The 26,095-nt window shown below is 54.5% G+C and carries 19 protein-coding genes, 3 tRNA genes and 2 CRISPR repeat arrays; of the genes, 12 read left to right on the top strand and 10 right to left on the bottom strand.

Annotation, left to right across the window (positions count from 1 at the left end; all coding sequences use genetic code 11):
* Positions 1–82 precede the first annotated feature (82 nt).
* The gene (gene punC / locus EDF73_RS19865) at positions 83–1,267 is read left to right on the top strand and encodes a purine nucleoside transporter PunC (protein ID WP_132730773.1); all 1,185 of its coding nucleotides are present in this window, start codon (positions 83–85) and stop codon (positions 1,265–1,267) included.
* A 296-nt stretch (positions 1,268–1,563) separates the two neighbouring features.
* Positions 1,564–2,712, top strand: a complete 1,149-nt coding sequence (gene cfa / locus EDF73_RS19860) for a cyclopropane fatty acyl phospholipid synthase (protein ID WP_132730772.1) — start codon at positions 1,564–1,566, stop codon at positions 2,710–2,712.
* Positions 2,713–2,767: 55 nt separating this feature from the next.
* Here cfa and EDF73_RS19855 read toward each other — a convergent pair whose 3' ends face one another.
* Positions 2,768–3,403, bottom strand: a complete 636-nt coding sequence (locus EDF73_RS19855) for a riboflavin synthase subunit alpha (protein WP_132730771.1) — start codon at positions 3,401–3,403, stop codon at positions 2,768–2,770.
* A gap of 231 nt (positions 3,404–3,634) precedes the next feature.
* Here EDF73_RS19855 and mdtK point away from each other — a divergent pair, with 231 nt between their 5' ends.
* Positions 3,635–5,008 (top strand): MdtK family multidrug efflux MATE transporter, encoded by a 1,374-nt coding sequence (mdtK, locus tag EDF73_RS19850; RefSeq protein ID WP_132730770.1) that lies wholly within the window; start codon positions 3,635–3,637, stop codon positions 5,006–5,008.
* A gap of 53 nt (positions 5,009–5,061) precedes the next feature.
* On the opposite strand, the gene EDF73_RS19845 is transcribed toward mdtK, so the two are convergent.
* The gene (locus EDF73_RS19845; RefSeq protein WP_132730769.1) at positions 5,062–5,955 is read right to left on the bottom strand and encodes a LysR family transcriptional regulator; all 894 of its coding nucleotides are present in this window, start codon (positions 5,953–5,955) and stop codon (positions 5,062–5,064) included.
* Positions 5,956–6,062: 107 nt separating this feature from the next.
* Between EDF73_RS19845 and EDF73_RS19840 the strand changes: the two genes are divergently transcribed.
* The 8 genes from EDF73_RS19840 to EDF73_RS19805 all read left to right on the top strand — a co-directional run bounded on the left by EDF73_RS19840 (position 6,063) and on the right by EDF73_RS19805 (position 11,283).
* A complete protein-coding gene (locus tag EDF73_RS19840) occupies positions 6,063–6,692 on the top strand; it encodes an NAD(P)-binding domain-containing protein (protein WP_132730768.1) in 630 nt (209 codons plus the stop codon).
* A gap of 195 nt (positions 6,693–6,887) precedes the next feature.
* The gene (gene asr / locus EDF73_RS19835; protein ID WP_132730767.1) at positions 6,888–7,265 is read left to right on the top strand and encodes an acid resistance repetitive basic protein Asr; all 378 of its coding nucleotides are present in this window, start codon (positions 6,888–6,890) and stop codon (positions 7,263–7,265) included.
* Positions 7,266–7,720: 455 nt separating this feature from the next.
* Positions 7,721–7,797, top strand: a tRNA-Val gene (locus tag EDF73_RS19830).
* 4 nt (positions 7,798–7,801) lie between these two features.
* Positions 7,802–7,878: transfer RNA gene (locus EDF73_RS19825), tRNA-Val, on the top strand.
* 4 nt (positions 7,879–7,882) lie between these two features.
* A tRNA-Val gene (locus EDF73_RS19820) sits at positions 7,883–7,959 on the top strand.
* Between the two features lie 459 nt (positions 7,960–8,418).
* Positions 8,419–9,270: a MipA/OmpV family protein gene (locus EDF73_RS19815; protein WP_243655240.1), complete on the top strand. Its 852-nt coding sequence runs from the start codon at positions 8,419–8,421 to the stop codon at positions 9,268–9,270.
* Positions 9,270–9,956: a response regulator transcription factor gene (locus EDF73_RS19810; RefSeq protein WP_132730766.1), complete on the top strand. Its 687-nt coding sequence runs from the start codon at positions 9,270–9,272 to the stop codon at positions 9,954–9,956. The genes EDF73_RS19815 and EDF73_RS19810 overlap by 1 nt, the downstream gene beginning before the upstream one ends.
* A complete protein-coding gene (locus EDF73_RS19805) occupies positions 9,925–11,283 on the top strand; it encodes an ATP-binding protein (protein ID WP_132730765.1) in 1,359 nt (452 codons plus the stop codon). The genes EDF73_RS19810 and EDF73_RS19805 overlap by 32 nt, the downstream gene beginning before the upstream one ends.
* A 21-nt stretch (positions 11,284–11,304) precedes the next feature.
* Here the strand turns inward: EDF73_RS19805 and zigA are convergent, their stop codons facing one another.
* The 8 genes from zigA to cas1f all read right to left on the bottom strand — a co-directional run bounded on the left by zigA (position 11,305) and on the right by cas1f (position 22,964).
* A complete protein-coding gene (gene zigA, locus EDF73_RS19800; protein ID WP_132730764.1) occupies positions 11,305–12,528 on the bottom strand; it encodes a zinc metallochaperone GTPase ZigA in 1,224 nt (407 codons plus the stop codon).
* Between the two features lie 323 nt (positions 12,529–12,851).
* Positions 12,852–13,634, bottom strand: coding sequence for a DUF3750 domain-containing protein (locus EDF73_RS19795; RefSeq protein ID WP_132730763.1), 783 nt, complete (start codon positions 13,632–13,634; stop codon positions 12,852–12,854).
* Positions 13,635–13,773: 139 nt separating this feature from the next.
* Positions 13,774–14,584: a CRISPR direct-repeat array (repeat unit 27 nt; unit sequence TTTCTAAGCTGCCTGTACGGCAGTGCA).
* Between the two features lie 305 nt (positions 14,585–14,889).
* Positions 14,890–15,444, bottom strand: a complete 555-nt coding sequence (gene cas6f, locus EDF73_RS19790) for a type I-F CRISPR-associated endoribonuclease Cas6/Csy4 (protein ID WP_132730762.1) — start codon at positions 15,442–15,444, stop codon at positions 14,890–14,892.
* A gap of 9 nt (positions 15,445–15,453) precedes the next feature.
* Entirely contained in the window at positions 15,454–16,458 is a 1,005-nt protein-coding gene (gene csy3, locus EDF73_RS19785) for a type I-F CRISPR-associated protein Csy3 (protein ID WP_132730761.1), read from the bottom strand.
* Between the two features lie 21 nt (positions 16,459–16,479).
* Complete coding sequence (gene csy2, locus EDF73_RS19780) at positions 16,480–17,406, bottom strand: type I-F CRISPR-associated protein Csy2 (RefSeq protein WP_132730760.1); 927 nt, start codon at positions 17,404–17,406, stop codon at positions 16,480–16,482.
* Positions 17,403–18,710, bottom strand: a complete 1,308-nt coding sequence (gene csy1, locus EDF73_RS19775) for a type I-F CRISPR-associated protein Csy1 (protein ID WP_132730759.1) — start codon at positions 18,708–18,710, stop codon at positions 17,403–17,405. Before csy1 ends, csy2 begins: the two co-directional genes overlap by 4 nt.
* Before the next feature lie 19 nt (positions 18,711–18,729).
* Positions 18,730–21,984 (bottom strand): type I-F CRISPR-associated helicase Cas3f, encoded by a 3,255-nt coding sequence (gene cas3f / locus EDF73_RS19770; protein WP_132730758.1) that lies wholly within the window; start codon positions 21,982–21,984, stop codon positions 18,730–18,732.
* Positions 21,981–22,964, bottom strand: coding sequence for a type I-F CRISPR-associated endonuclease Cas1f (gene cas1f, locus EDF73_RS19765; protein ID WP_132730831.1), 984 nt, complete (start codon positions 22,962–22,964; stop codon positions 21,981–21,983). The genes cas3f and cas1f overlap by 4 nt, the downstream gene beginning before the upstream one ends.
* A gap of 619 nt (positions 22,965–23,583) precedes the next feature.
* Between cas1f and EDF73_RS19760 the strand changes: the two genes are divergently transcribed.
* Positions 23,584–24,150 carry a DJ-1/PfpI family protein gene (locus tag EDF73_RS19760; RefSeq protein ID WP_132730757.1) on the top strand — a complete coding sequence of 189 codons (567 nt, stop codon included), beginning with the start codon at positions 23,584–23,586 and terminating at the stop codon, positions 24,148–24,150.
* Positions 24,151–24,292: 142 nt separating this feature from the next.
* Positions 24,293–25,882: a CRISPR direct-repeat array (repeat unit 28 nt; unit sequence TTTCTAAGCTGCCTGTACGGCAGTGCAC).
* Positions 25,883–26,095 lie beyond the last annotated feature (213 nt).

The following is a 26,095-nucleotide window of genomic DNA, read 5'->3' as shown; positions in this document are numbered from 1 at the left end:
ATGTAGCAAATATTAGCGTTTCACAAGCCATTATGCACTCCCTACACTCTGCGGCATCAGACCGCATCTATAAGAGAATGTTATGCAACAACCTGGGAAAGGATTTTTAGTGTGGCTGGCGGGACTCAGCGTGCTGGGTTTCCTCGCCACCGATATGTACCTGCCGGCTTTTTCAGCTATTCAACAAGATCTGAATACCTCAGCGGCATCGGTGAGCGCCAGCTTGAGCTTATTCCTCGCCGGCTTCGCCCTCGGCCAGCTGTTCTGGGGGCCGGTTTCCGACCGCTACGGCCGCAAACCGGTTCTGCTGTCCGGGCTGGCGATTTTCGCTATCAGCTGCCTCGGGATGCTGTGGGTGCGTGACGCCACGCTGATGCTGGTCCTGCGCTTTATTCAGGCCATCGGCGTCTGCGCGGCGGCGGTGACCTGGCAGGCGATGGTCACCGACTATTACCCTGCCCAGCGCACTAACCGCATTTTTGCCACCATTATGCCGCTAGTGGGCTTATCTCCGGCGCTGGCGCCGCTGCTCGGCAGCTGGTTACTCACGCACCTCGAATGGCAGGCGATTTTCGCCACCCTGTTCGCTATCGCGGTGCTGCTGATGCTGCCGGCCCTGCGGCTTAAACCGGCGAACAGGCAGCCCGGCGCCACTGCGCAAAAGCTGACCTTCCTTGCCCTGCTGCGCTCCCGCGAGTACAGCGGTAATGTACTGATTTACGCCGCCTGCTCCGCCAGCTTTTTCGCCTGGCTGACCGGCTCACCGTTTATTCTGCACGAGATGGGCTATGGCCCCACCGCCATTGGCCTGAGCTATGTCCCGCAGACCATCGCCTTTTTAGTTGGCGGCTATGGCTGTCGCGCGGCGCTACAAAAATGGCAGGGAAATCAGCTGCTCCCGTGGCTGCTGGTGATTTTCGCCGTCAGCGTCGCGGCCACCTGGCTGGTTGGCCGACTGGCGGATGTATCAATTGTTGCGCTGATGGTGCCCTTCTGCGTCATGGCGATTGTTAACGGCGGTATTTACCCGATCGTCGTCGCCCAGGCGCTGAAGCCGTTCCCGCAGGCCACCGGCCGCGCCGCGGCGCTGCAGAACACCCTGCAGCTCGGCCTGTGCTTCCTGACCAGTTTGCTGGTTTCCGCGCTGATCGCCACTCCGCTGCTGACCACCACCAGCGTGATGCTGGCCTCGATTGCGCTGGCCGGGATTGGATACCTCATGCAGCGTCATACCGCCTGCCTGACGACGGAGTCGTCGCATGCATAGAATTATTTCACTGATGTTATCGTACAGTAATTAGCCTGCTAATATATTTTTATTGAAAGCCCGATATTAGCGGCCTATACTGGATCCGGCATCACATAAATAGAAAGTTTATTGCACTTAACGGGGGCAGGATGCATCCCGTTTCACCATGGAAGGCCTTTCGGCAAGGGTTATCACCCTTCCTCTGTTCTACGTCGGATAGCAGCTTCACGGATATTCCGTGAGATTTCTCACAAAGCCAAAAAAGCGTCTACGCTGTTTTAAGGTTCTGATCACTTGGGCGTGATGGAGAAGCTATGAGTTCATCGTGTATAGAAGAAGTAAGCGTACCAAACGACGACTGGTACCGAATTGCAGCCGAGTTGCTCGGTCGCGCGGGCATTGAAATTAATGGGCCCGCCCCCTCCGATCTCCGGATTAAAAACCCGCTCTTTTTTAAACGTGTTTTACAGGAAGGGTCTCTGGGGTTAGGTGAAAGTTATATGGACGGCTGGTGGGATTGCGAACGGCTGGATATATTCTTCCATAAAGTGCTTCGCGCCGGACTGGAAAGTCAGCTTCCTCACCATCTGAAAGACACGCTGCGTATCGCGAGCGCACGCCTGTTCAATCTACAAAGTAAAAAACGTGCGTGGATCGTCGGCAAAGAGCACTACGATCTTGGCAACGATCTTTTCAGCCGCATGCTCGACCCCTATATGCAATATTCCTGTGCTTACTGGAAAGATGCGCAAACGCTGGAACAAGCTCAGCAGGCAAAACTCGATCTTATTTGCCGCAAGCTGGAGCTGGAGCCAGGCATGCGGGTGCTGGATATTGGCTGCGGCTGGGGCGGCCTGGCTTATTACATGGCCAAAAATTACCAGGTTAGCGTGGTCGGCGTCACCATTTCTGCAGAACAGCAAAAAATGGCGCAACAGCGCTGCGAAGGGCTAGACGTCACTATTTTGCTGCAGGACTATCGCGACTTAGATGATAGTTTTGACCGTATTGTTTCCGTCGGGATGTTTGAACACGTCGGCCCTAAAAACTATGACACCTACTTTTCGGTGGTCGACCGCAACCTGAGCGCCGATGGCCGTTTCTTACTGCACACCATTGGTTCGAAAAAAACGGACCACAACGTCGATCCATGGATTAATAAATATATCTTCCCTAACGGCTGCTTACCGTCGGTGCGCCAGATTGCGCAGGCCAGCGAATCGCATTTCGTGATGGAGGACTGGCACAACATCGGGGCCGATTACGACACGACGCTGATGGCCTGGTATGAGCGTTTTCTGGCCAGCTGGCCGGAAATCGCCGATAACTACTCGGAACGTTTTAAACGCATGTTCAGTTACTACCTGAATGCCTGCGCAGGCGCTTTTCGTGCGCGGGATATTCAGCTCTGGCAGGTGGTCTTTTCCCGCGGCGCCGAAAATGGACTCCGCGTCGCTCGGTAAAAAAATCCCCCGGTAATACGGGGGATTTTTCTTTTATGCTGCCGTTAATTCTGCGTTACTCTTCGCTGATTTTTTGCGCCGCTTCTTTCGCCGCCAGCACCCGCTCGACGGTATCCACCACCGCCTGAGTCTGCGGGTCGATCTCGATATTCACCCGGTCGCCGAGTTTTTTCGCCCCCAGCGTCGTGCGCTGGAGCGTTTCCGGGATCAGATGTACGCAGAAACGCGTCGGAGTGACTTCACCTACCGTCAGGCTAATTCCGTCGACGCCAATAAAGCCTTTATACAGAATATATTTCATCAGGGTCGGATCCTGGACCTTAAACCAGATCTGCCGGTTATTTTCCGAGGTCAGGATCTTGACGACTTCCGCGGTGGTCATAATATGCCCGGACATCAGGTGCCCACCGATTTCATCGCTGAACTTGGCCGCGCGCTCCACGTTGACCACGTCGCCTTCCTGCACCGCACCGAGGTTAGTAATACGCAGCGTCTCTTTCATCAGATCAAAACTGATGCGCGGGCCGTCAATTTCGGTAACCGTCAGACAACAGCCATTGTGCGCCACCGATGCCCCGGTTTCGAGGCCTGCGAGCATATGCTCCGGCAGCTCCACCACATGGGTGCGAAAATTGGGTTTTTCATCAATGGACACCACTTTAGCGGTCCCCTGCACAATGCCAGTAAACATGCTTTGCTCCTGTAGACTTTCGTGACGGTATCATTACCGTTATACCTGCCTGGAACAATAACAGCTGATAAAAAAGGTTGCCAGCGCGCATCGTGCCCCTACCATTTTTTCACTGGCTTAATGGCGTATCCTCGCTACAATAGTCTGGCAAATCCCTCTGCTCTTTCTTCTTGCTGCCATCTAAGGCGGCTTTTTTAGTCGCAAAATAACAACAATATAAAAGGTGTTCACGTGCAGAAGTATTTTATTGAAGCGCGTCAGTTATTAGCCCTGGCAATTCCGGTGATCCTTGCTCAGGTCGCCCAAACATCAATGGGCTTTGTCGATACCGTAATGGCGGGAGGCTATAGCGCCACCGACATGGCGGCGGTGGCCATTGGCACCTCTATCTGGCTGCCCGCCATTCTCTTTGGCCACGGCCTGCTGCTGGCCCTGACCCCGGTTATCGCCCAGCTGAACGGCTCCGGGCGCCGCGATCGTATTGCCCATCAGGTGCGTCAGGGGTTCTGGCTGGCGGGGTTCGTCTCCCTGCTGGTGATGGTGGTGCTGTGGAATGCCGGCTATATCATCAGTTCGATGCATAATATCGACCCGGCGCTGGCGGAAAAAGCCGTGGGCTATCTGCGGGCGCTGCTGTGGGGCGCGCCGGGCTATCTTTTCTTCCAGGTCGCGCGTAACCAGTGCGAAGGTCTGGCGAAAACCAAGCCGGGGATGGTCATGGGTTTTATCGGCCTGGTTGTGAATATTCCGGTGAACTATATCTTTATCTATGGTCACTTTGGCATGCCGGAACTGGGCGGCATTGGCTGCGGCGTGGCGACGGCGTCCGTATACTGGGTAATGTTTATCAGCATGATCGCCTGGGTGCGCCGCGCCCGTTCGATGCGCGATATTCGCAGCAGCGAGGGGTTCAGCAAACCGGATTTTAGCGTCCTGAAACGCCTGGTTCAGCTCGGACTGCCGATTGCGCTGGCGCTGTTTTTCGAAGTGACCCTGTTTGCCGTTGTCGCACTGCTGGTTTCTCCACTGGGTATTGTCGATGTTGCCGGCCACCAGATCGCCCTTAACTTCAGTTCGCTGATGTTCGTTTTACCACTGTCGCTGGCGGCGGCGGTCACCATCCGCGTCGGTTTCCGCCTCGGCCAGGGCTCCACCCTGGATGCGCAGGTTTCGGCCAGAACCGGGGTGGGCGTCGGCGTCTGTATGGCGGTGATCACGGCGATTTTCACCATCCTGATGCGTGAACAGATTGCCCTGCTGTATAACGACAACCCGGAAGTCGTGCTGCTGGCTTCCCAGCTGATGCTGCTGGCGGCGGTGTATCAGATTTCCGACTCCGTGCAGGTTATTGGTAGCGGGATCCTGCGTGGTTATAAAGATACGCGTTCGATCTTCTTTATCACCTTCACCGCTTACTGGGTGCTGGGGCTGCCCAGCGGCTACCTGCTGGCTTTAACCGATATTATCGTCCCGCGCATGGGTCCGGCAGGCTTCTGGTGCGGGTTTATTATCGGTTTAACCTCGGCGGCGATTATGATGATGCTGCGTATGCGCTTCCTGCAGCGTCAGCCCTCAAACGTGATTTTGCAGCGCGCGGCGCGTTGATGCCCTATACGGCACCCCATTGACGGGGTGCCCTTACTCCGGTTGATGTTGATTCAACGCGGGCCTAGCGCTTTTCTTAGCGCCTCCACAAAACATTTTATTTTCGTCGTCCTTCTGCGCCCGGCGGGGACGAGGACATGCATCGGGCGCGAAGGCCCGGAGAATTCCGCTAAGACCTGCACCAGCCTCCCCTGTTCAACTTCGCCTCTCAGCACCTCCTCCGGCCCCAGGGTGATGCCATGCCCGGCGATAGCGGCATTCATCAACGCTTTCCAGTCATTTGAACGGAAGCGCCCGGCGGGTTTGACCTCCAGCGTCGAGCCGTCTTTGTCGAATTGCCAGCGGCAGGCGTTGATGGCCGACCAGTGACCGTAGACCAGGCAGGAGTGCCGCTGAAGGTCGTCCGGCGATTGCGGTTCACCGTGGCGCAAAATATAGTCGGGAGAGGCGCAGGTAATTAAGCGGTAAGGGAGCAGCGGCCATGCGACCATCGAGCTATCGGCCAGTTCGCCGATGCGAATAATCACCTCAAACTCTTCTTCAATCGGGTCGACAATGCGATCGCTGAGCGTCAGCTCGACCTCAACATCGGGATAACGGGCGAGATAATCGGCGATAAATGTCGATAGCGCATGGGAACCGAAGGTAACCGGCGCATTGACCCGGATGATACCTGCAGGGGTCGCTTTCATCTCCAGCGCCACCGCATCCGCCTCGGCGACCTCGGCCAGCACCACCCGACAACGCTCATAGTAGCTCCGGCCGATATCGGTGAGCGTCTGCCGTCGCGTGGTGCGGGCGATCAATGCGGTCCCGAGGTGTGCCTCAAGCGCGGCCACGTGACGGGCGACCATCTGCGGCGATAGCCGCATCTGTTCAGCAACCGCAGCAAATGAGCCCGCTTCTGCGGCCTTGACGAACACCTTCATGCTGGTGAGCTGATCCATAATTCACTCATTTGAGTTGTTTATCATTCAACCATCTTACGATTTATCTTCTATGATGAGGGAATTAAATTTATTCACTCAGCGGGACAATTCGTCAGGAGTGAAAAATGAAGATTGGAATTATTGGCGCCGGTTTTGTCGGGCGGTCTATCGCGAAACTTGCGCTGCAGGCCGGGCATGACGTCATGCTCAGTAACTCACGGGGGCCGCAGACGCTTTTCAGTCTGCGTCCAATGATCGGTTGTCAGATTGGCAGCGCCAACGATGCCGCCGAATTTGGCGAGGTGGTGGTGATCGCCGTGCCACTCAGCGCGGTGAATGCGTTGCCGGTCGCCGGTATTAACAATAAACATGTCATTGATGCGGTAAATTACTACCCCGAGCGCGATGGCGAGATCTCCCGGCTCGATGCCGGGCAAACCACCACCAGTGAATTATTAGCACATATCTTGCCCGCAGCCAGAGTCACCAAAGCGTTTAACGCCATCCCAATGACGCAACTCGAAAGCGATGGCCTACCCGCCGGTGCGGAAAATCGCCGCGCGCTACCGCTGGCAGGCGATGATGAAGAAGGCAAAAACATCGCCGCCGCGCTGTATGAGGCGTTTGGTTTTGACGCGGTTGATGCCGGCCCCCTGTCCGAAGGATGGCGTTTTGAACGCGGCAGACCCGCCTATTGTGTGCGCATGACCCGCCAGGAGCTGCTGACGACGCTTGCGCAAACGACCCGCGGCTAAACGACATAGCAACCTCCGCTAACGCCTTCCTGTTAGCGGAGATTCTTATACTTTCTCTCCCGCCACAACCGTTGTACATTCCGTTACCTGCCGATACCAAACGCTCACTGAAGCCGCGAAAAGAGAAGCCTATAGTAGGTTTCAACAGCCCCGCAGTGGGGTTCACACTGAAGAAACATTTTCGAGGATATCAGAATGAAAAAAGTATTAGCTCTGGTCGTTGCCGCTGCTATGGGTCTGTCTTCTGTTGCTTTCGCTGCCGATGCGGCAAGCACCGCTCCGGCTCCGGCTGCTGCCACTCACAGCACCGCTGCCAAAACCACCCATCACAAGAAACACCATAAAGCCGCCGCTAAACCCGCTGCAGAGCAGAAAGCTCAGGCGGCGAAAAAGCACAAGAAAGCGGCTGTAAAACCGGCCGCCGCGCAGAAAGCCCAGGCCGCTAAAAAACACCATAAAGCGGCGACTAAACCCGCCACAAAACCGGTAGCGCAGAAAGCTCAGGCAACCAAAAAACACCACAAAACAACCAAACATCAGGCCGCTAAATCGGCTGCACAGCCGGCAGCGTAATGCTTGCGCGAAGTTGAGTTAATCATAAATCGGCGCTGCTTCAGCGCCGTTTTTTTTCAGGAGAGGACCATGCTGCGGCGCTACCGTTTTGAGCTCATACTGATCCTGCTGATCCTCTGCGCGCTTTTTACCCTGCGGCTTATTTTTAAATAACCCCCCGGTTTTTCTCCATTGCGCAGGCGCTGACGCCACGCGCAAGCCGTTCTTACCGCGATAAATACCACCGTCTGCGCTTCCCCTTACCCCGTCGCTGAGAATTTCAGCGCGCCGCGTGGCCCGTGAGCGGCGCGCGCAACAGGGTGGGTGGATAAGAAATATCCTTTACCATCAGTAAAATATAGACAATATGCATAAAACTTCCGCAATCGCGTGAGATCTGAAAGAAAAGTGGCGTTTGCCTCTTGCCACAACCCCTCCCGATCGCTAATATGCGTCCCCGTTGTCACCACAACATTGCGTTCATAGCTCAGTTGGTTAGAGCACCACCTTGACATGGTGGGGGTCGTTGGTTCGAGTCCAATTGAACGCACCATAATGCGTTTATAGCTCAGTTGGTTAGAGCACCACCTTGACATGGTGGGGGTCGTTGGTTCGAGTCCAATTAAACGCACCATAATGCGTCCGTAGCTCAGTTGGTTAGAGCACCACCTTGACATGGTGGGGGTCGGTGGTTCGAGTCCACTCGGACGCACCATTCTTTATTCCGCAGACATTAGCAATCGTCTGCAGGCTATTGAAAGGTGTGATTTCTCCATACTTTCCTCTGCGTAATCCCCATAGAATCCCTCTGTTCCGCCGCGTTGAAATCCATTTTCATGCTACGCGAATATTATGTTTTGGTAGTTATGCTGCCGGCCAGACAAACGAAGGTCCTTCGGACGTTAGCCCAATATTTCACTGAAAAGTATAAGAGCTTCGCGAAGACGCCAGAAACCAGCCTCATGCCTGGCATCGTTCCAGTTGTAATGCCGGTTTCCGAGGTGATGTCAGGAGGATGAGCGTCTCCATCGGCGGTTTGATCTGCTGCGAAATCGATCGGCGCGGGGATGCAGCGCTATCCAGACATCCCGACCCCGTGACCTGAAAAAGGCCGTCAGAGGTCACGTGAAAACTAATTCGTGCTCAGTAAGAAACGAGTAAGGGAGCTCTTCTGATGATGGGGACATTCAATACCCTCATCAGGAATATAACCATGGGCTTTCCCCCCCTGTTTCTCGCCGGTCAACCGACTGTTACGCGGTTGATGGCCGCCGCTCTCGCCGGCGGGCTGGTATTCGCCTCCCCTACCGTCCTCGCCGACGAGGCAAGTTCAGAAAAAACCACCTGGGGTCTTGGCCTGGGCGTCGTCAATTTGCAGAAGCCGTATACCGGTGTTGATCGCGATACCAGCGTACTTCCCTTGCTGCATATCGAAAACAGGTACGTCCGCTTCTTCGGAACCACCCTCGAGGCTAAACTGCCGGGCCTGCAGTTCAGCGCGACGAACAGGATCAATGTCCGCCTCCTTGCCCGCTGGGAGGGGGCCGGCTATGAGGCCGATGATTCATGGGCGCTGGAAGGCATGGCGAAGCGCAAAAGTGGTCTCTGGGCTGGCGCAAAGGTAGAGTGGCAGACCAGCCTGGCGAACATCAGCGCGGACTGGACGCACGATGTGGCTGGCAACAGCGATGGACAACGTTTCAGCCTGAATCTGGAACGATCGTGGCAACCGGGGGAACGTTTTACCCTCACGCCTCGTATCGGCGCGTTGTGGCATGACAACAGGTATGTTGACTACTATTATGGCGTGCGGGCGGATGAGGTCAGAAACGGACGCCCAGCCTACCGCGGCGAATCTGGCATCAATACCGAAGTTGGCCTGCTGGGCGTCTACCGGTTCAATGAGCGCCATTCGCTGATGTTTGACATCCGGGCCAGACATCTGGCCGCCGCCGTCACGGACAGTCCGTTAGTGGACCGTTCAACCGAAAACCGCGTTTTCCTTGGATATCTCTATCACTTTTAATGGGCAGAATCCTTTTAGTCGAAGATCATGAGCATCTGGCCAGACTCATATGTAAGGGATTAGCCAACGCCGGTATTGCGGTGGACGTAGTGGATCGCGGCGAGTTCACATGGCAGGCGATGCAACTGGTCTCCTATCAGGGGCTGGTGCTGGATCGCGGCCTGCCTGACGGGGACGGCGTGCATTTATTGCAGAGAATGCGCCAGGCCGGAGTGACCATCCCGTGCCTGATACTTACCGCCAGAGACGCGCTGCACGACCGGGTGGAAGGCCTGGAAGCCGGCGCGGATGACTACCTGCCAAAGCCGTTTGCCATGGCGGAGCTGGTCGCACGCGTCCGGGCGCTGCTGCGCCGCCCGTCCCTGAGCCAACCGCTGCAACCAGAGCACGGTGACGTGCAGCTTGTCCCGGACGCCGGCACGCTTCGCTGCGGCGTCGAAAGTATCCTGCTCGCGCCGGCCGAAGTGCAGATCATGCTGGCGCTGGTGCGCAAGCAAGGCGGGATCGTCCGCCGTAGCGCCCTGGAAGCCGCCGGCTGGGGATTGACCGAATCGGTAACGCCTAACGCGCTGGACGTCGCTCTGCATCGCCTCCGCCGTAAACTTAAGGCGATCGGTTCCGGTCTGCAGATCGTCAATATCAGAGGTCAGGGCTATGCGCTTCACCCCACCGACGTGGCTCCGTAGCCTGGCGTTTCGGATCTTGCTGGCCTACGTTGCTGGCGCGCTGCTGAGCATCGGCCTGCTGGTCTTGCTCGGCGCCATTGCGCAAGAGCGCCTGCCGGGCATGGCCATGCCCGAGCGTACGCTCAGTCTGGCGCGGCTGCTGGCGTTCGACGGTGCAGGACGCCCTGTCGGTTTCCATAATAGCAGTGAGCATCCGCTATGGATCTACGACAGCCTATCCCAGGAGACAGCCTGGCGCGTGCTGGATGAAGACGGAAATGTGGCGCTGATGTCTCCCGGAGCAAAAAGCTGGCCCCGGGACGGCATGAGCAGCCGGCTGGAGAAAGGGCGCTTCTCTGTTGAAAATAACGGCGTCGTACAAAATGGCGCCACCGAACGCATCGAACATGGCGGGAAAAGCTGGTTCGTCCAGCTGACGGTAAGCTCGCGCATCGTTGACTTCCTGCATCAGGAGTTCGCCATCCCGTTCATCAGCTTCGGCATCCTGGCATTTGGTGCGATCCTGTTATTTATATTTACTGTCTGCGCATACTTCAGTCTCAAATATTCCCTCAGACCGCTCAGGAAAGCATCCCTCGCCGCCGCCGAGCTCTCCCCGAAATCGCTGGGCGATAGGCTGCAGAGCGATCGGATCCCGCTTGAGATCGCCCCGCTTATCAACAACTTCAATGCTGCGCTCGACCGTATTGAAAAGGGATTCAGAATTCAGCAGGATTTTCTTGCCCAGGCGGCCCATGAGCTGAAAACCCCTCTGGCGCTGATACGCGCCGAGCTCGATCTGATGGAGGTGGGCCCTGATATTCGGGCGCCGCTGCTGGCTCAGGTCGAACACCTGACGCGCCATGTTCAGCAGCTTTTGTTACTGGCGGAAGCCAGCGAGCCCCTGAGCTACCATTACTCAGATGTCGATGTGGCGGAAAGCGTCCGTGATGTTGTGGCGTTCCTTGGGAGGATCGCGGACGAATCGCAGATCCAACTCTCAATAGAGGGTCCCCCGGCGCGATTGATATGGCGTGCGGACCGTGGCGCCCTGTTCACACTCCTGAAAAATCTGATAGAAAACGCCATTCAACACGCCCCGGGCGGCTCGGTGATAAGCATCACCCTCAGTGCGGACAACATCTGCGTCAGAGACCGGGGGCCCGGAGCTGCTGCGGAAGAACTTCCGCTGCTGTTTACCCGCTTTTGGCGCGGAGCGCACCGGCGGGATCATGGCGCCGGCTTGGGTCTGTCGATTTGCCAGGAAATATGTACGGCGCATGGCTGGACGCTGGCTGGCGAACGGGCGAATCCAGGACTGCTAATGCGCATCGCCAGAGGGCGATAAACTGCCCCCGTTCCCGGTCGTTCACGCGGTAAACCAGGGCTCAAGCGGGTCGGGATAGTGACGCCAGCCGCGCGGCCCTTCCGCCATTTCTTCGTCCGTTAGCAGGGCGGACGCCAGCCTGGCGCGCAGCGCTGTTTCATCCATATTCATTCCGATAAACACCAGTTCCTGCCGGGCATCGCCAACGCCATCCATCCAGTTTGCGAGGATAAACTTCAGCGACTCCGCATCCTCAGGCCAGCGTTCTCTGGGGACACTTGCCCACCACATTCCCCCCAGCTCCTGACGCGCCACGCCCCCCGCCTGTGACCAGCAACCGGCAAATTCCGCACGACTTGCCAACCAGAAATACCCTTTCGATCTGACCACGCCGGCCAGTTCATGCGCCATTACCTCGCAGAAACGGGCCGGATGGAAAGGCCGGCGGGCGCGAAAAACAAAGCTGCTAATCCCATACTCCTCCGTTTCCGGCGTATGCTCTCCGCGCAGTTCCTTCAGCCAGCCTGGCGCCTGAGCGGCATGATCGAAATCAAACAGCCCGGTATTCAGCACCTTATCCAGCGCTACCTGACCAAACCGGGAGACCACCAGTTTTGCCCGTGGATTTAACGAGCGCAAAATAGCCATCAGCTTTTCTTTTTGCTCGTCGCTGATCAGATCGACTTTGTTCAGGACCAGCACATCACAGAATTCAATCTGGTCAATGAGCAGATCGACCACGCTGCGCTCATCGCCTTCGCCCAGTGATTCTCCGCGTGACTGGAGGCTATCCGCGGAGTCATAGTCTTGCAGAAAATTGAACGCATCCACGACGGTAACCATGGTGTCAAGACGCGCCACGGTTGAAAGACTTTGCCCGTCATCGCCGGCAAAGGTAAAGGTTTCAGCAACCGGAAGCGGTTCAGAAATCCCGGTAGACTCGATAACCAGCTGATCAAAACGCCCTTCTTTCGCCAGGCGATGGACTTCCAGCAGGAGATCTTCCCGCAGCGTGCAGCAGATACAGCCGTTACTCATTTCAACCAGTTTTTCATCGGTACGTGAAAGTTCAGCTCCCCCTTCCCGGACCAGAGCGGCATCGATATTGACCTCCGACATATCATTGACGATAACCGCAACGCGCCTGCCCTCCCGGTTGTGCAGAATATGGTTGAGCAGGGTCGTTTTCCCCGCCCCCAAAAACCCGGACAGAACGGTCACCGGAAGGCGCTTATCGCCCTGACTTGCTACGCTGGTTTCGGACATTGCCTTTCATCTCCTCGTACTTTATTGGTCGTTGGCCCACTCGTTTCGGGCCGCTAAGCATGAATGCAGCGCTTTATTGTTATGTTATAACATAACAATAAAGATGCCAATATTGACCTTTCTATCCACATGGAGGGGGGATGTGCGAGGATATAAACCCCGGTTGCTTAACGGCAGGAGGTCGCCGAAGCCCTGTACAGGAGATGCCGAAGATGGCGACGCCGGGGTCAAGACCTTAATCCATAACCATAGCCTGCGGCTCGGCCCCTTCATCCGGGCGTCTGGCTATTAACCGATGCCAACGGGGAAGGCATCGGCGTCATTTATCGCGAGTGTTCCGCGGTGTCATTGTGCAAATTATCATGGCCCAGGCCGCCAATAAACGGCAGACGGATACGTAGCGGCGTGAAATCCAGGCCGACGTTCAGCCCCAGCATGTTAAGTTCAAATCCCTCTTCAGCCCCCAGCGTTACGCCGGCGATACCGAGCACCGACACCTGCACTCCGCGCCCGGATGGCGGTAAGCCAATCGGATCCAGCAGCGAGCGAAAATCTTTCCCCACCGCGTTGGCGGGCAGATCCAGTTTAAGGGCGGGCACCTCGCGCCCAATATGGGCAATGAAAGTGTTACTGTTAGGACCCGGCCACGCGTGGTAGGTATCCGGCCACGGATAGGAGGCAATTGCCGCGACAATCTGCGGGATCATGGCTTCGGCCTCTGCTCCCCGGTGCTCCACCAGCAAACGTGGTTTCGCGCCGAACCAGTAGCCGTCCGGAGGGTTGCTATTATGGCGCACCTTATCCCCGCCTCCCCAGCTAATCACTTCGTAGCGGTTATACTCCGTTTCACCGGCGCGTTTATAGATGATCCAGGGATGCACCGCCACCACGCCTTTCCATCCCCAGGTGGGCGCAGCATAGACCTGCACGATAGCCAGGCGGGCATTCTGGTGGGGATCGGGCGCCAGACCCGCAGAGTCACGGCGGGCGGACCACCAGCCGTCCTGCGAACGCAGCTCCCGCTGATGCATCGCCTGGGCCAGGCTGGCGCCAAGGGAGAGCAGGATGATGCAAAGAAGGCTCAGACAAACGATTTTTATGATCATGGCGACCCGTATTCAGTGAGGAAACATCCATAGGGGCGATTATTGTCCTGACGAGGCCGGGCGGCAATATAAAATGGCCAGATCATCGTCAATAATGCCTACACCGATGACAGATTTCAGCCTGAAGATCCGGTGTTAATTGATAAGCTGCCTGTACGGCAGTGCACGCGAAGTGGCCCGTCGGTGGTTTCCTCGATTTTTCTAAGCTGCCTGTACGGCAGTGCACTAGTCACGCTGCCCCTGGACGAAATCGTCGACTCCTTTCTAAGCTGCCTGTACGGCAGTGCACAAAACAGGCCTGATACTAGTCAGCCACCTGCAGTTTCTAAGCTGCCTGTACGGCAGTGCACGTTATGGCGACATCATGACGAAACGTGCTCAGTTTCTAAGCTGCCTGTACGGCAGTGCACGTAGATCCCTCCCGGCAACAGCGCATGGAACATTTCTAAGCTGCCTGTACGGCAGTGCACAAGAAGTCGTTCAAAGTAAATGCCCCCGGTGTTTTCTAAGCTACCTGTACGGCAGTGCACCTGTTTGTATCGCGTACCGATCCGTTGGTGATTTTCTAAGCTGCCTGTACGGCAGTGCATGCTGAAACGGTAAAAAACCTCGGGAACACATGTTTCTAAGCTGCCTGTACGGCAGTGCACTATTGCGAGGCGGGCGGGCATGCGGTGCATTATTTCTAAGCTGCCTGTACGGCAGTGCACCCGGTTCACTGGGGATACGCGCCCGGGTGGTGTTTCTAAGCTGCCTGTACGGCAGTGCACTGGCGCTGGCATGCCAGCCGGATAAATCTGCATTTCTAAGCTGCCTGTACGGCAGTGCACCATAGATATCAATTTAATCAATAAGTTAAACGTTTCTAAGCTGCCTGTACGGCAGTGCACCGAATCCGGTAGTCATCGCGACCAACCATCAGTTTCTAAGCTGCCTGTACGGCAGTGCACTAAAGCCATAGCAACTCAACCATTTGTTTTATATAAATAATACCCAAAAATAATCCATTACCCCCTCTTTTAGTCTTGCCATTACTCTTAATAAAAATCAGTAAGTTGCAACCGGAGAAAATAAAAGGGTCTAGTAAAAAGCACCTGCTCGTGCCTATGGGTACAGTGTGAGTTACCCACGAATCGGGTCACGCAGCTCATCTAGCTGCAGAACAGAGGATTACCCGTCAGAGTTCTGGGTAATATTCACAAATGGACAAAATATTGAGAACCGACCCCCTAAAACCGGGCGTCGGTTGTCGATCTCAAAACCACGGCACCGTTGCCGTCGAACTTAACCCATAGTTTGAAAACTCACCACCAACAGGAACGGCAAGAATATCGCCATGGCGGATAAACAAACGGAACGATTGCCCGTTCGAAAGACTGCGCAAATTAATCCACGGTAAATCCGTCTGCTCTTGCTGCATAGTGAGTAACCTCTGCTGTGCTTCCTTCTCCGTCAACCAACCCTTTTTCACCGAACGCCGCAATAGCCGCGAAGGGCTGCTTTTTACCTGTATACGACTCACGCAACGCCAGCCTTTGACTTCAGGCACGGGTATCACCTCCGTACACTGGCAGTAATCGCCCAGTCCTCTGCGCCATGATAGCGATTCCAGTTCGCACAACGCCTTTGCGCTTCCGTGCAAACGCAGGCTTGCGCCCGGTTTCACACCGTGTAAAGGGAAGCTCACGCCAATATCGCCCTTGCCTCTTTCCGCCAGGGCGCGATGCAGTTTAGCGAACAGCGCCGCCATCAGCATCTCTTCACCAAATTCAGGATCGGGAAGAACGCGGATCTCCAGATAGTGATCCATAACGGCTCCTTATTCGCTCTTCTCGCCAAATACGCCGCCGCGAATCAATATCGCCATCACGTAGTGCTGCTGATCCACATCCGGTTGCTGGCCTTTCGTTACCCAGTTATCCAGCAAGGTATAAAAATCCATCTTATCTCCTGGCTGCCGGCACGCGATGCCACGGCTGGTCACCGAGCCGTAAGGTTCGACGGCGATCGCCCCGAGTTCACCTGCCAGAGGATGCCAGGTGTCAATAGTGCGCAGCGCATTACCAATTTTCTGTGAATGCATTCCCGCTACGTTATCAACCTGGTACAACAGACGACTCTTGCTGCTGTTGCTGTCCAGCACCAGCTCCTGAGAAGGGAAAACTTCCTGCCCTGAGCCTAACAACACCTGCGCCTCGACTTCCAGCAAGACAAAACTATCGCCATGCAGCCCTTTTTCAATCTCCTGCGCCAGCGAACTCAGCTCTGTATCCTGCTCCTGGACGGTAAAGTCACGCAATGTGTAGCTGTATGCATCAAAGACCCAAGACTGGCTGCCCTTTACCTTAACAGTGATTTTTTCCGCACCAACGCGGTTACGCCACAAAAAGCGCCCATTTGCCAGATTAGTCGCATACCGACGAGCCAGTTCCGCAAAACCATGCTCGCTGATATAGCCATCGATGACTTTCTGTAACGCATCCTGATATGTGCGATCGTTACACACGGACGGCATGGAGAGGTTTCCCAACACGCGCAGGGTGAATTTTACCTGTAGCGTATCGGCATCGGCCGGGAGAGCGGCAACATCCACAAGTTGCAGGTTGGCTTTCTGAATTTCGGTATTCAGCTTTGTCTGATCGCTGGTAATCGCGTTTTTCAGGCGATTAGAAATCGTACCGCGTACGGCCTTCTCCTGAATGCGGATCGGTTGCCAGCCGCCTCCTTGCCAGCTTCCGGAATACATCACCGCGTCGGACGTTGCCAGTTTGCGTTCAAATGCCAGTACAGAAGCCGTTTTTACGACAGTAGGAGTCTTTGCCATGTGTTAATCCTTTTATTTATGTTACCCGGCCGCCAGTGGTGCGCCCGCGATCCGGCAGTAATAACCGGTGTCAGTGGTGTGATAGCGCCAGAAGATCTCTTCCAACGAATGAATCCGGTGCAATCCGCACCATTCGCCAATACCGTAGACCGCCTCAGTGAAAGCGAAGGGGGTCAGCTCATCGCGTGCGTTCGCCACAACACCGGGCGCATACAGCTCAGAGATACGCTGATATCCGGTCATCAATGGGACCAGATACCCGGGACGTGGTCTGGGGACACGATGCCACGTAGCAGGATCGCCTTCGTGTATCTCGCCCTCTTCCGGACTCTCCGCCTGTATTTTCAGCGAGGCAAAATCGAGCCAGGCATCCAATAATGTGGCCTGCGGGTTCGCTGCCAGAAGCGTCTGATGGTGTTCGCCCAGCCAGGCACTACGGTCACGCAGCACAAAACCAGGCATCAATCGCCACTGTAGGCGACTCATATCTCTTCCTGAGGCCGGCATATCCAGTACAGAAATATCCTCAATACTGACAATGCTTCCGCCAGCCAGCCTGAGAGTCGGGCAAATTTCCAGCAGATAATCGGCCAGCTCCTGTTGACCATATTCGCCGTAGGGAATTTCACCGTGACACTCAAGAAGTAGCGACACCGTCAGATGCATCCGCCCTTCTTCGTTAAAAGAAGCCGTTTTACCTTCTCGGGTCAGCGGATTACGGGTCAGCGCAAACTGATAGTCACGGCCGGATGTATGCGCATGAATTTGATGTCCATGGCATACCACCGCGCAACCATCAAGCCGGAGCTCATGGGTTTGAGTCAGCATACGTGACAGGGCGTGCGTAAAACCGAGAAAATGGGTTATTGCCGGAAAGCCCCAGGTGATGCCCGCAATCGCATTGGCATTTTCCACCCGCATGCGTCGAAGAAAGATCAGCGAACTCATCTCAGGGCCTCCCGTATGATTTTCTCAAGCTCACGTAGATTAGTTCGTAGCCGTTCACGCGTTTCCCATTCTCGTTTCTCGGCAGCACCGACTTCCGGTAACGCTTTACGCAGGCGTGCGTTTAGCCACAATGCAAAATCCTCCGCCACACGGTCCTGCCAGTCGCCTTTATCACGCTCAATCCGGAATATTTCATCGGTTTTTGTCCGCCAGGGATCGAGCCACAATTGCTGATGCCTTCTCAGGTCCGGGCACTGTAGCGTCCAATGCTGCCATTCCTGCCGCTGAAGGTCTGCGGCAACAACAAACAAAAGATCAATGAGCGTATCAATATACTCATCTCGTGCCTGTCGAATTCGGTGGTTACTGTAATCCCCCGTTCTTGTCAGCAGGGATACCAGTAGCTGAATAACCCCGTTCGCTCGCCGGTCAAACTGACTTCCAGGCGTAAAAATAGATCGCAAATTGACAGGTGGTTTATCAACACGCTTCCACTGTGGCGGCTGTGCGGAAAGCAGCCAGACGCGCCCACCGCGCACGCTGTTCAGCCAGGAGATATTCTGCGGTTTGGTACCGCCGAAGTGCATTTCTGCCAAATACGGAAACAGTACCAGCGGACGCGGATGCCATGTTTTCTCACGTCGAGCCTTCCAGATAGCTTTAACATCGTCACCAAAGCGTAACGCAACCATTTTCTGGTGCAGAGCGTGAACAAGCGAGGTTGCAAACAGCGGGCTCAATAAATGATAACCATCCTTCACCGGGAAATAGCTTTGTTTCGCCAGCTTGTGCGAAGTCGGCTCACCGGTGTTCAGCGCGCAGGAAAAGCCGCTAATCCACTCATCCAGTTGTGCGGCATCATCGGTAAAGGCGGCAAACGGTCTGTGGTCACTGCGATTCAAGCACGACAGCAGCGAATCGCCGTCCACACAGGTTTGCAGCAGTTTAGCCACATCCAGCGCAGCCGCGTTTCCTACCGCATCAGTCTCCAGTGTTGGCAATGCCGCGCTGTTGAGATACCCTTCGTTCACTACGGTCTCACTGTAAATACTGCTACTTTTCGAATCTCCGTGGGTAAATTTTGCCGCATGAGTCACAAGGCTGATTTGCCCGGCTCGCTTCGCCGCAGCCGTAAGCCATGTTTTCGGTTCATAGCTGAGCTCTAGTTCGCGGCGCTCTGCCGCCAGAGAGGCGCTATCCTCACCGCTGCTCTTCGCGACCTTTTTATCAAACGCTTCCAGCTTCGTTTGCCGTCGGCCGGCAATATAGTCAGCGATAAAAGCGGTCAATGCTTCTATAGACATATCAGCTCCTGGAAATTTATTAATATTCCCTGAACACACCCAGCACCGGGTGATATCGCCATTTTTCTATTGAGTCCCCCTTTCCTCCAACCCTTAACGTGATCTCTCCGTAACGACGCGACACGCTGGAAATCTCCATCTGACGCATTTCCGCCAGTTCCAGCAGCACTTCCCGGTAATCTATTTCAAACCATGGTTGTACGCCTTCCGCCATCACAAACTCATGGAGTTCGAAGCGCTCAGAAGGCTTGAGCATGCCGTCATCCTGCATCAGGCAAAACTCGGGTTCATCGTCATCCTCTTTCATTGTCAGAAAAAAAGATTCCTGTGGAGATGCACGTCGAAACGGGGTGCGCTTCTGCATTTCACCATTCCATGTTATCGGTAAACGCCACCACAGAGCGGCGGTCACAGCGGATTTATCTCTCCCCTCCAGTAATGCGGCGCGCAGCCGGGAATGTTCCAGCACGGCGAGAGCATTATCAGGGAAGTCCTCCACAATGCGTGGGGCTGCATTAATAGTGCGGTAAGTCGCCTCAGGCAGCAGTTCACGTAAGTCGTGCTCGCGAAGTCGATAAGATTCGGCTTCAAAACCTGGCTGACAATACGCCACCTTCTCGCCAAGAAGCGCACGTAGATTACGGTTCAGGATGACCAGATTCTCACTGGCCGGGACTTGCTGACGGTGACGCTGAATTCGTCCTGCAAACTGGATCAGCGAACGCATAGAGCTGGGTTCGATAATTCCCCAGTCGGCATCAAAATCCCGACCGACTTCAATCACAGGGCTGGCCAGCACAACAAAAAGGTGGTGCTGTCTGGGCGATGCCAGCGCCTCTTTAACCTCCGGCAAGTGCCAAATCTCCTGCGGATCATGGCGAGTAAATGCATGATCCAGTCGCTTTTCAATGGCTGAACGCACAGCTAGCGGATGTTGACTGTGATAAACGCAATAGTGAATACAGTAGTTTTGCGGGGCAGGCATTGCCATCAATGCCTGTGCGACGGCAACCAGGGGTTTAATATTTGCCAGTCTTATCAGACCAAATGATATCGTCTTCCCGTTTAGATGGTCTGTATGATGCTGCAGATGCAATCCCAGCATCTGCTGATACAGCGTCCCGGCGACTGCAGAAATCACAGACGTACTCGTTGTCGCTGCGGGCTCGACTACCGCGAGTTTTCCCAACCTTAGCCGTGGCTGCCGCGGTAAATGTGTGACGCGTCGGACCACAAACTGCGCATGTGCGTGGCGAAAAAGAGCGTCGTCCGAAATATCCTGAGACTGCGCGCCATATTCATCAAACCAGGCGCAGCAGATATTCACTTGTTTGCCTGCAATGCCGCATGCCGACTGATACGCCTCCCGTCCTTTTCGATACGCTTCAAACAACGCCTCGATTAATGCGGGCGGCAGCGTTGCGGATGAGAGTAATACTCGCGATCCCAGCATCCCCGCCCAGTTAACCAGCCGGCAGAGAGCGTACAGGTCGTCGATGTCGAAATCATCAGGTTCGTCCAGTACCAGATCGCTGGTCAACAAACGTAGCATCGCGGGGATCTGTCTGCCGCCACGCACGCCTTCGGTCGCAGGCATCAGATGGTCAACAGTCGTCACCAGAACCGGTGCACTGACCAGACGGTTAAGGGTGGGCTCCGCAGCCAGCCATTGCTGTGCGATCCCGTAACCTATGCTCCCCTCGTAATGTACATACTGGTGGCTGGAGAAAAACGCTTCCTCGCTGACGCTATTATTATCCTGAGCGTCACTATGCTGCTCGTAGAGCTCCCGAACGGCAGCTGAGCCAGTAACCACCGCCAGCGAGTCTTCATCCAGCCCCAGACGAGACTGTAACGCCTGCCCGGTTTGCAAGGTTAACGTACGTAGTCCAAGCGCAACGCTGAAGCGACAGCCTTCACGCTCATCAGCTAGCGCATACATAATCCGGGCATTAGCGAACGTTTTACCGCAACCGGTGGAGGCCATATTAACGCCGAAAAAACCCTGCGCTGCGCTGCGCTCGCGTAGAGCCGATGCCACATCCCATGCTCTGTTTTGCCAGCTAAAACGCGCATCCTTTGCCCGCTCGCGGAATGTTTTATGCCGCGCTATCGCTGGCAGCGAGCTGCGTAATCGCGGTAAAGAACGCCCTAATAGTAAAGCATGATGCGCAACACCCGTATTGTGCTCATCCAGTTTTTGTTTCAGCTGTTTAGTCTGACGGTCGCTGTTGGCCCACACATTATAATGGGAATCCTGCCAGGTAATTTCAGGGGATTGCGAGGAATAAAAGTGATCGGCAAGCATCAAGGACATGCGCGCCAGATGAGCGGTAAACAGGTTATCCAACTTGCCGTATTGCTGCAATGAGATGGAATTTTTAACACGCCGCCCTATCTGTCTGGCTTTCTCGCACCATATGGCACTTTGCAGCGGCGTACCGTCAGGAAATAGCCAGACATTTTTATAATCGACATCTACCCAAGGGTGATTTTTGTGGTTCAGAGAATTCCAGTCAACATTGAGTTGTCTGTCGATCCAGCCTTCGCAATACTCCAGCTGCGGTGTCGATGACAGCGACTGAGGAATGCGGTGATGTGAAAGGATTAACCAGGCGACGGTCCGGGCAATTGGCGGTAACGTGCTGAGCGGATTCCGATTGTCAGGATGCGTAGACCGGCCACGAGGCTTATCCGGTAGATCGGTGACAAGTCGATCTAATATGATCTTTTCATCAGATGATTTCAGATGCTCCAGGGCCGCCAGCCACTGTGCATCGGTCCATTCACCGACGAATGCCTGGAACAAGCGAACAGAGATCCACTCGTGGCGATAAGGCTGACAAACGTGCTTACTTTTCCCTTTCAGAGTCTGCTGAAAGCATTTTCCCGCTTTGCCAAAGTCGTGAAATAACCCAGCAATCGCCGCCAGCAAAGCGATACTTTCCGTGCTGTGCCAGTAATGTTCCGCACCGCTATTGAGGACATCAGCCATCGTGCGGTTGGTTGGCACGCGTCCCTGAGCATTAAAACGACGAAGGTTGCCGACTATCCACAACAGTTCAGTTTGCCCATTTTTCTTCAACCAGTGGCAGGCAACTGCCGTATTACGCCGCGCCGTTTTACGCAGCAATTTACGCAGGGTGTTGACGCCTTCCTGAGTGATAGTCGTTTGCCATGCGGCATCACCGGTGCGTTCTGCAAACTGATCGATAATCCGGCAGCTTTCTTCACGCGCATTTTTGGTACTTCGGGAGATGATTAGCACATTCATTGCACTCCTCCCGCGAGTGATTGCGAGGTCTCCTGCAAGGTATTGATCATTACATCCAGTGCATCTGCCTGCTGGAAGGTAGTGATACATCGCTGGCGGAACATTTGTTGGTCTTCACCCTCCATGGCTGCGACAAACGCCTGCGGCATAACCAGCGCATCTTTGATGAGATCTGCTATATCAAAGACCAGACCACCACGCCGGGTTTTACCATGCATCACCGCCAGACCATGAGGAATACCCGTGACCCACGCCGCCACAGCTGCCAGTCCATAAGCCAGATAATTACCCTGATCGAGAAAGCGGTTCGCCATGTCTGCCCCGTCTCCTCGTTTAGCTCGCGTAAAGCTCCCGTAGCCTACGGTCTGGCTGACCAGCTTGTAGAGCGATTTGGTGAGCTGTGCCTCCTGCAACATCAGGGTGGTATGATCCGGCGCTTCTTCCATTGCCTGCCTGGCGCGTTCGAGGATATTTTGTAGCATCACTTTATCAGGTTGAAATGGACTTTCTCGCTGCGCCCGTACGCCCGTCCAGTGCCGGGTGATTTGCTGTAGTCGTATAAACTGAAACCGTTTTGCCGCCTGTAATCGTTTGTCTTCCCTAAACCAGAACGAGACCCAGTTTTGCAGGTAGGCGGTCGGCCGGTATTCGCTCTGTGGGCTAAGCCATGAGACATCAATATCCACCTCGTTTGCGGAATACAGCGGTGTGCCATCCGTTCCGCAAAACCCGACCATCACCCCGGCGCGAGCAAACTCCCGCATCGCCATTTGCGTAACGGAGGTCCCCATACCCAGCATCACCGCAGTCGTATTGGCAATAGGGATGTTCCAGTAAAAAGATTCTTTGCCCTCCTGGGTAACATACTCCACCCGGCCACCGTTCACCTGTACACGGCATTTTTCAAGGTAGTAAATATTAGCGCGTTTAGAATGAAGGATAGTTTTTAAATCAGAAGGAGGAATAGTATTTGGAGGCATGGCAAACCCTTTGCACAAAATAGTAATGTAATCCGTATATTGACGAAAACCTTTCCATGCAAATGTGATTTTCGTCAAACAGTTAAATCTTCAAATAATAATATTTTTCGCATTAAAATTAATCACTTTAGTTGAGGATTTTCTATATTTAAATTAACTTAAAAAATCCTTCTGAAGTAGATATAAAACTGTTTGCATCATTATCAGGCAGTCAATCTGACAGAAAACAACCAGAGTTGCGACGTAATACTACTATATCTGACATAGCCATTAAATATGCTGGTCAGGTGATCTTACTGTCCGCTATCCCAGAGGGCCGAAGGAGGAGTGCAGTCGCTAAAATCGCACTGTCCCAGTCTCCTGTAGATGTGTCAGATACGATTTCGCGCCAGTAGGCCAGACGTTTCAGCACTTCTTTGCGCAGCTCCCTTTCACAGGTCGGCAATCACTTATCGTCGACGAAAGTCGACTCGGGCAAAAAACTGCGTTCTCTCCCCCAAAAAGCAGGCAAAAGGTGAAAACGCCGCAGTAGCCGTCCCCATAACGCCACTTGCCGTTCGCATTCCCTCTGCCACTGGGCTATACCTTAGGCATCTTTATTCCCTGAGGAACAATCAAGATGAGCAAGAAAATTCTGATGCTGGTCGGTGATTATGCCGAAGATTACGAAACCATGGTGCCGTTTCAGGCATTGCAGATGATTGGCCATCAGGTTGACGCGGTTTGCCCAGACAAGAGCAAAGGCGACTATATCATGACGGCGATCCATGATTTTGACGGTGCCCAGACCTATAGCGAGAAACCCGGACACCGCTTTGTCCTCAACGCCGATTTTGCCGCAGTAAAAGCACAGGATTATGATGCCCTGCTGATCCCCGGCGGTCGAGCGCCGGAATATCTGCGCTTGAATGACGAGGTGCTCAAACTGGTTCAGGCCTTCGACGCTGCACACAAACCCATCGCCGCCGTCTGCCACGGCCCGCAGCTCCTGGCCGCCGCCGGCATACTCAAAGGCCGGACCTGTAGCGCCTACCCGGCCTGCGCGCCGGAAGTGCGGCTCAGCGGCGGGCATTATGCTGAAATCGGTATCGATCAGGCGCATGTCGACGGCAACCTGGTCACCGCCCCTGCATGGCCCGCGCATCCGCAATGGCTGGCAAAATTTGCTGAAGTGTTGCAGCATTAAAATTTGAGTCATGGATCGATAAAACAACTACGGCGGACCGTCCTGTTGACGGTCCTTTCGAATCACCCTCTTCGGCAGTATCTGGTTTCCCAATTCGCACCCATAAGTGAATGGGGAAATTTATTATAATCAGCCAGTTAAGACCCCTTATTGCCTGTACGGCAGTGCACACCGATCGCATCGTATCCGGGATTAAGGCTGATTTTCTAAGCTGCCTGTACGGCAGTGCACGGTATCCCGCTGGACGGATCTAAAACAGATGTTTTCTAAGCTGCCTGTACGGCAGTGCACCTCCAGAGGCATCCAGAGAGCCATTACTTACATTTCTAAGCTGCCTGTACGGCAGTGCACACTGCAGATAGCCAATTTCGGCGTTGTTCAATTTTCTAAGCTGCCTGTACGGCAGTGCACACCGCTATTTTTTCAATGCGTTCGTCTGTTATTTTCTAAGCTGCCTGTACGGCAGTGCACACGGCATCAAGCCAAACCCGCTGTACCTGCAATTTCTAAGCTGCCTGTACGGCAGTGCACTGCAATCTCCATCTCTGCAGCGTCGGCATAATTTTCTAAGCTGCCTGTACGGCAGTGCACTGTGACGCGCTCGGCATTTGCCGGGACCAGTGTTTCTAAGCTGCCTGTACGGCAGTGCACACGGCATCAAGCCAAACCCGCTGTACCTGCAATTTCTAAGCTGCCTGTACGGCAGTGCACTGCAATCTCCATCTCTGCAGCGTCGGCATAATTTTCTAAGCTGCCTGTACGGCAGTGCACATTGATGCCCGACTGATCCAGCTCACCAGTAATTTCTAAGCTGCCTGTACGGCAGTGCACAACGCCGTCGAGCGAGACAAGGCGCTGGCGTGTTTCTAAGCTGCCTGTACGGCAGTGCACTTCAGCACGGCGTATAAATTCCCGGCCGCATGTTTCTAAGCTGCCTGTACGGCAGTGCACGGCATGACGAAAAAGACCTGTCTCTGATGTTTTTTCTAAGCTGCCTGTACGGCAGTGCACTTCCTGAACCGCTGGCTGTCGTATGAGGCGCAGTTTCTAAGCTGCCTGTACGGCAGTGCACTTTATGTGCTGGGATCACAAAGTTATGTTTATTTTCTAAGCTGCCTGTACGGCAGTGCACTACCCTCTCGCTGATGTTTTTTAAACCAATAATTTCTAAGCTGCCTGTACGGCAGTGCACAGCAGAACTATCGCGCACTGGCGGCGCTGTTTTTTCTAAGCTGCCTGTACGGCAGTGCACTGGAATTTTGAGCGCCTGTTTTCTGGTTTTCATTTCTAAGCTGCCTGTACGGCAGTGCACTCAACAGCGCAATGTACTCGGCCATTTCGTACTTTCTAAGCTGCCTGTACGGCAGTGCACAGCCTTATCAAATCCACAACGATGATGCGATATTTCTAAGCTGCCTGTACGGCAGTGCACATCAGTTGTCATGCGGCACGCTCCGTGTTGTATTTCTAAGCTGCCTGTACGGCAGTGCACCTGGGCTGGAGTCTGGATGGGGTTGCTTGTCATTTCTAAGCTGCCTGTACGGCAGTGCACTTGGTGAGCAGGTGATGATTCTGGCCGTGGGCTTTCTAAGCTGCCTGTACGGCAGTGCACCGCATCGCCCGCGTGCATCAGCTCGGGCTCAATTTCTAAGCTGCCTGTACGGCAGTGCACCGATAGTCATACGGACACCCCAAGCACCCAACTTTCTAAGCTGCCTGTACGGCAGTGCACTGAGATAATATCAACTCACCTCTTTGTTTTATATGTAAAATGCCTCAAATTTTTTCACTACACCCTTTTTTCAACCACTCAATAATTATTAATAAAAATCAATGAATTACAAAATAGACAAATAAAAGGGTCTGGTCCGCGGGCAACAAAACCCCCGCCTGTTCTCCGCCGCGACAGCGATTAAACTTTCAACAACCTGACAAATGACTATAA

Origin of the sequence: Klebsiella sp. BIGb0138, from assembly GCF_004342285.1 — a bacterium.
Taxonomy (GTDB): Bacteria; Pseudomonadota; Gammaproteobacteria; order Enterobacterales; family Enterobacteriaceae; genus Klebsiella.
This window is presented reverse-complemented; position numbering and strand designations above follow the sequence as displayed.

Excerpts from the sequence above, each read along its gene's own strand:
- EDF73_RS19805 (WP_132730765.1), top strand. The coding sequence starts at position 9,925 with ATGCGCTTCACCCCACCGACGTGGCTCCGTAGCCTGGCGTTTCGGATC.
- cas3f (WP_132730758.1), bottom strand. The coding sequence starts at position 21,984 with ATGAATGTGCTAATCATCTCCCGAAGTACCAAAAATGCGCGTGAAGAA.
- csy2 (WP_132730760.1), bottom strand. The coding sequence starts at position 17,406 with ATGAGTTCGCTGATCTTTCTTCGACGCATGCGGGTGGAAAATGCCAAT.
- EDF73_RS19855 (WP_132730771.1), bottom strand. The coding sequence starts at position 3,403 with ATGTTTACTGGCATTGTGCAGGGGACCGCTAAAGTGGTGTCCATTGAT.
- cas1f (WP_132730831.1), bottom strand. The coding sequence starts at position 22,964 with ATGCCTCCAAATACTATTCCTCCTTCTGATTTAAAAACTATCCTTCAT.
- EDF73_RS19815 (WP_243655240.1), top strand. The coding sequence starts at position 8,419 with ATGATGGGGACATTCAATACCCTCATCAGGAATATAACCATGGGCTTT.
- EDF73_RS19840 (WP_132730768.1), top strand. The coding sequence starts at position 6,063 with ATGAAGATTGGAATTATTGGCGCCGGTTTTGTCGGGCGGTCTATCGCG.
- zigA (WP_132730764.1), bottom strand. The coding sequence starts at position 12,528 with ATGTCCGAAACCAGCGTAGCAAGTCAGGGCGATAAGCGCCTTCCGGTG.
- csy1 (WP_132730759.1), bottom strand. The coding sequence starts at position 18,710 with ATGTCTATAGAAGCATTGACCGCTTTTATCGCTGACTATATTGCCGGC.
- EDF73_RS19760 (WP_132730757.1), top strand. The coding sequence starts at position 23,584 with ATGAGCAAGAAAATTCTGATGCTGGTCGGTGATTATGCCGAAGATTAC.
- cas6f (WP_132730762.1), bottom strand. The coding sequence starts at position 15,444 with ATGGATCACTATCTGGAGATCCGCGTTCTTCCCGATCCTGAATTTGGT.
- EDF73_RS19845 (WP_132730769.1), bottom strand. The coding sequence starts at position 5,955 with ATGGATCAGCTCACCAGCATGAAGGTGTTCGTCAAGGCCGCAGAAGCG.
- EDF73_RS19795 (WP_132730763.1), bottom strand. The coding sequence starts at position 13,634 with ATGATCATAAAAATCGTTTGTCTGAGCCTTCTTTGCATCATCCTGCTC.
- EDF73_RS19810 (WP_132730766.1), top strand. The coding sequence starts at position 9,270 with ATGGGCAGAATCCTTTTAGTCGAAGATCATGAGCATCTGGCCAGACTC.
- csy3 (WP_132730761.1), bottom strand. The coding sequence starts at position 16,458 with ATGGCAAAGACTCCTACTGTCGTAAAAACGGCTTCTGTACTGGCATTT.
- asr (WP_132730767.1), top strand. The coding sequence starts at position 6,888 with ATGAAAAAAGTATTAGCTCTGGTCGTTGCCGCTGCTATGGGTCTGTCT.
- cfa (WP_132730772.1), top strand. The coding sequence starts at position 1,564 with ATGAGTTCATCGTGTATAGAAGAAGTAAGCGTACCAAACGACGACTGG.
- punC (WP_132730773.1), top strand. The coding sequence starts at position 83 with ATGCAACAACCTGGGAAAGGATTTTTAGTGTGGCTGGCGGGACTCAGC.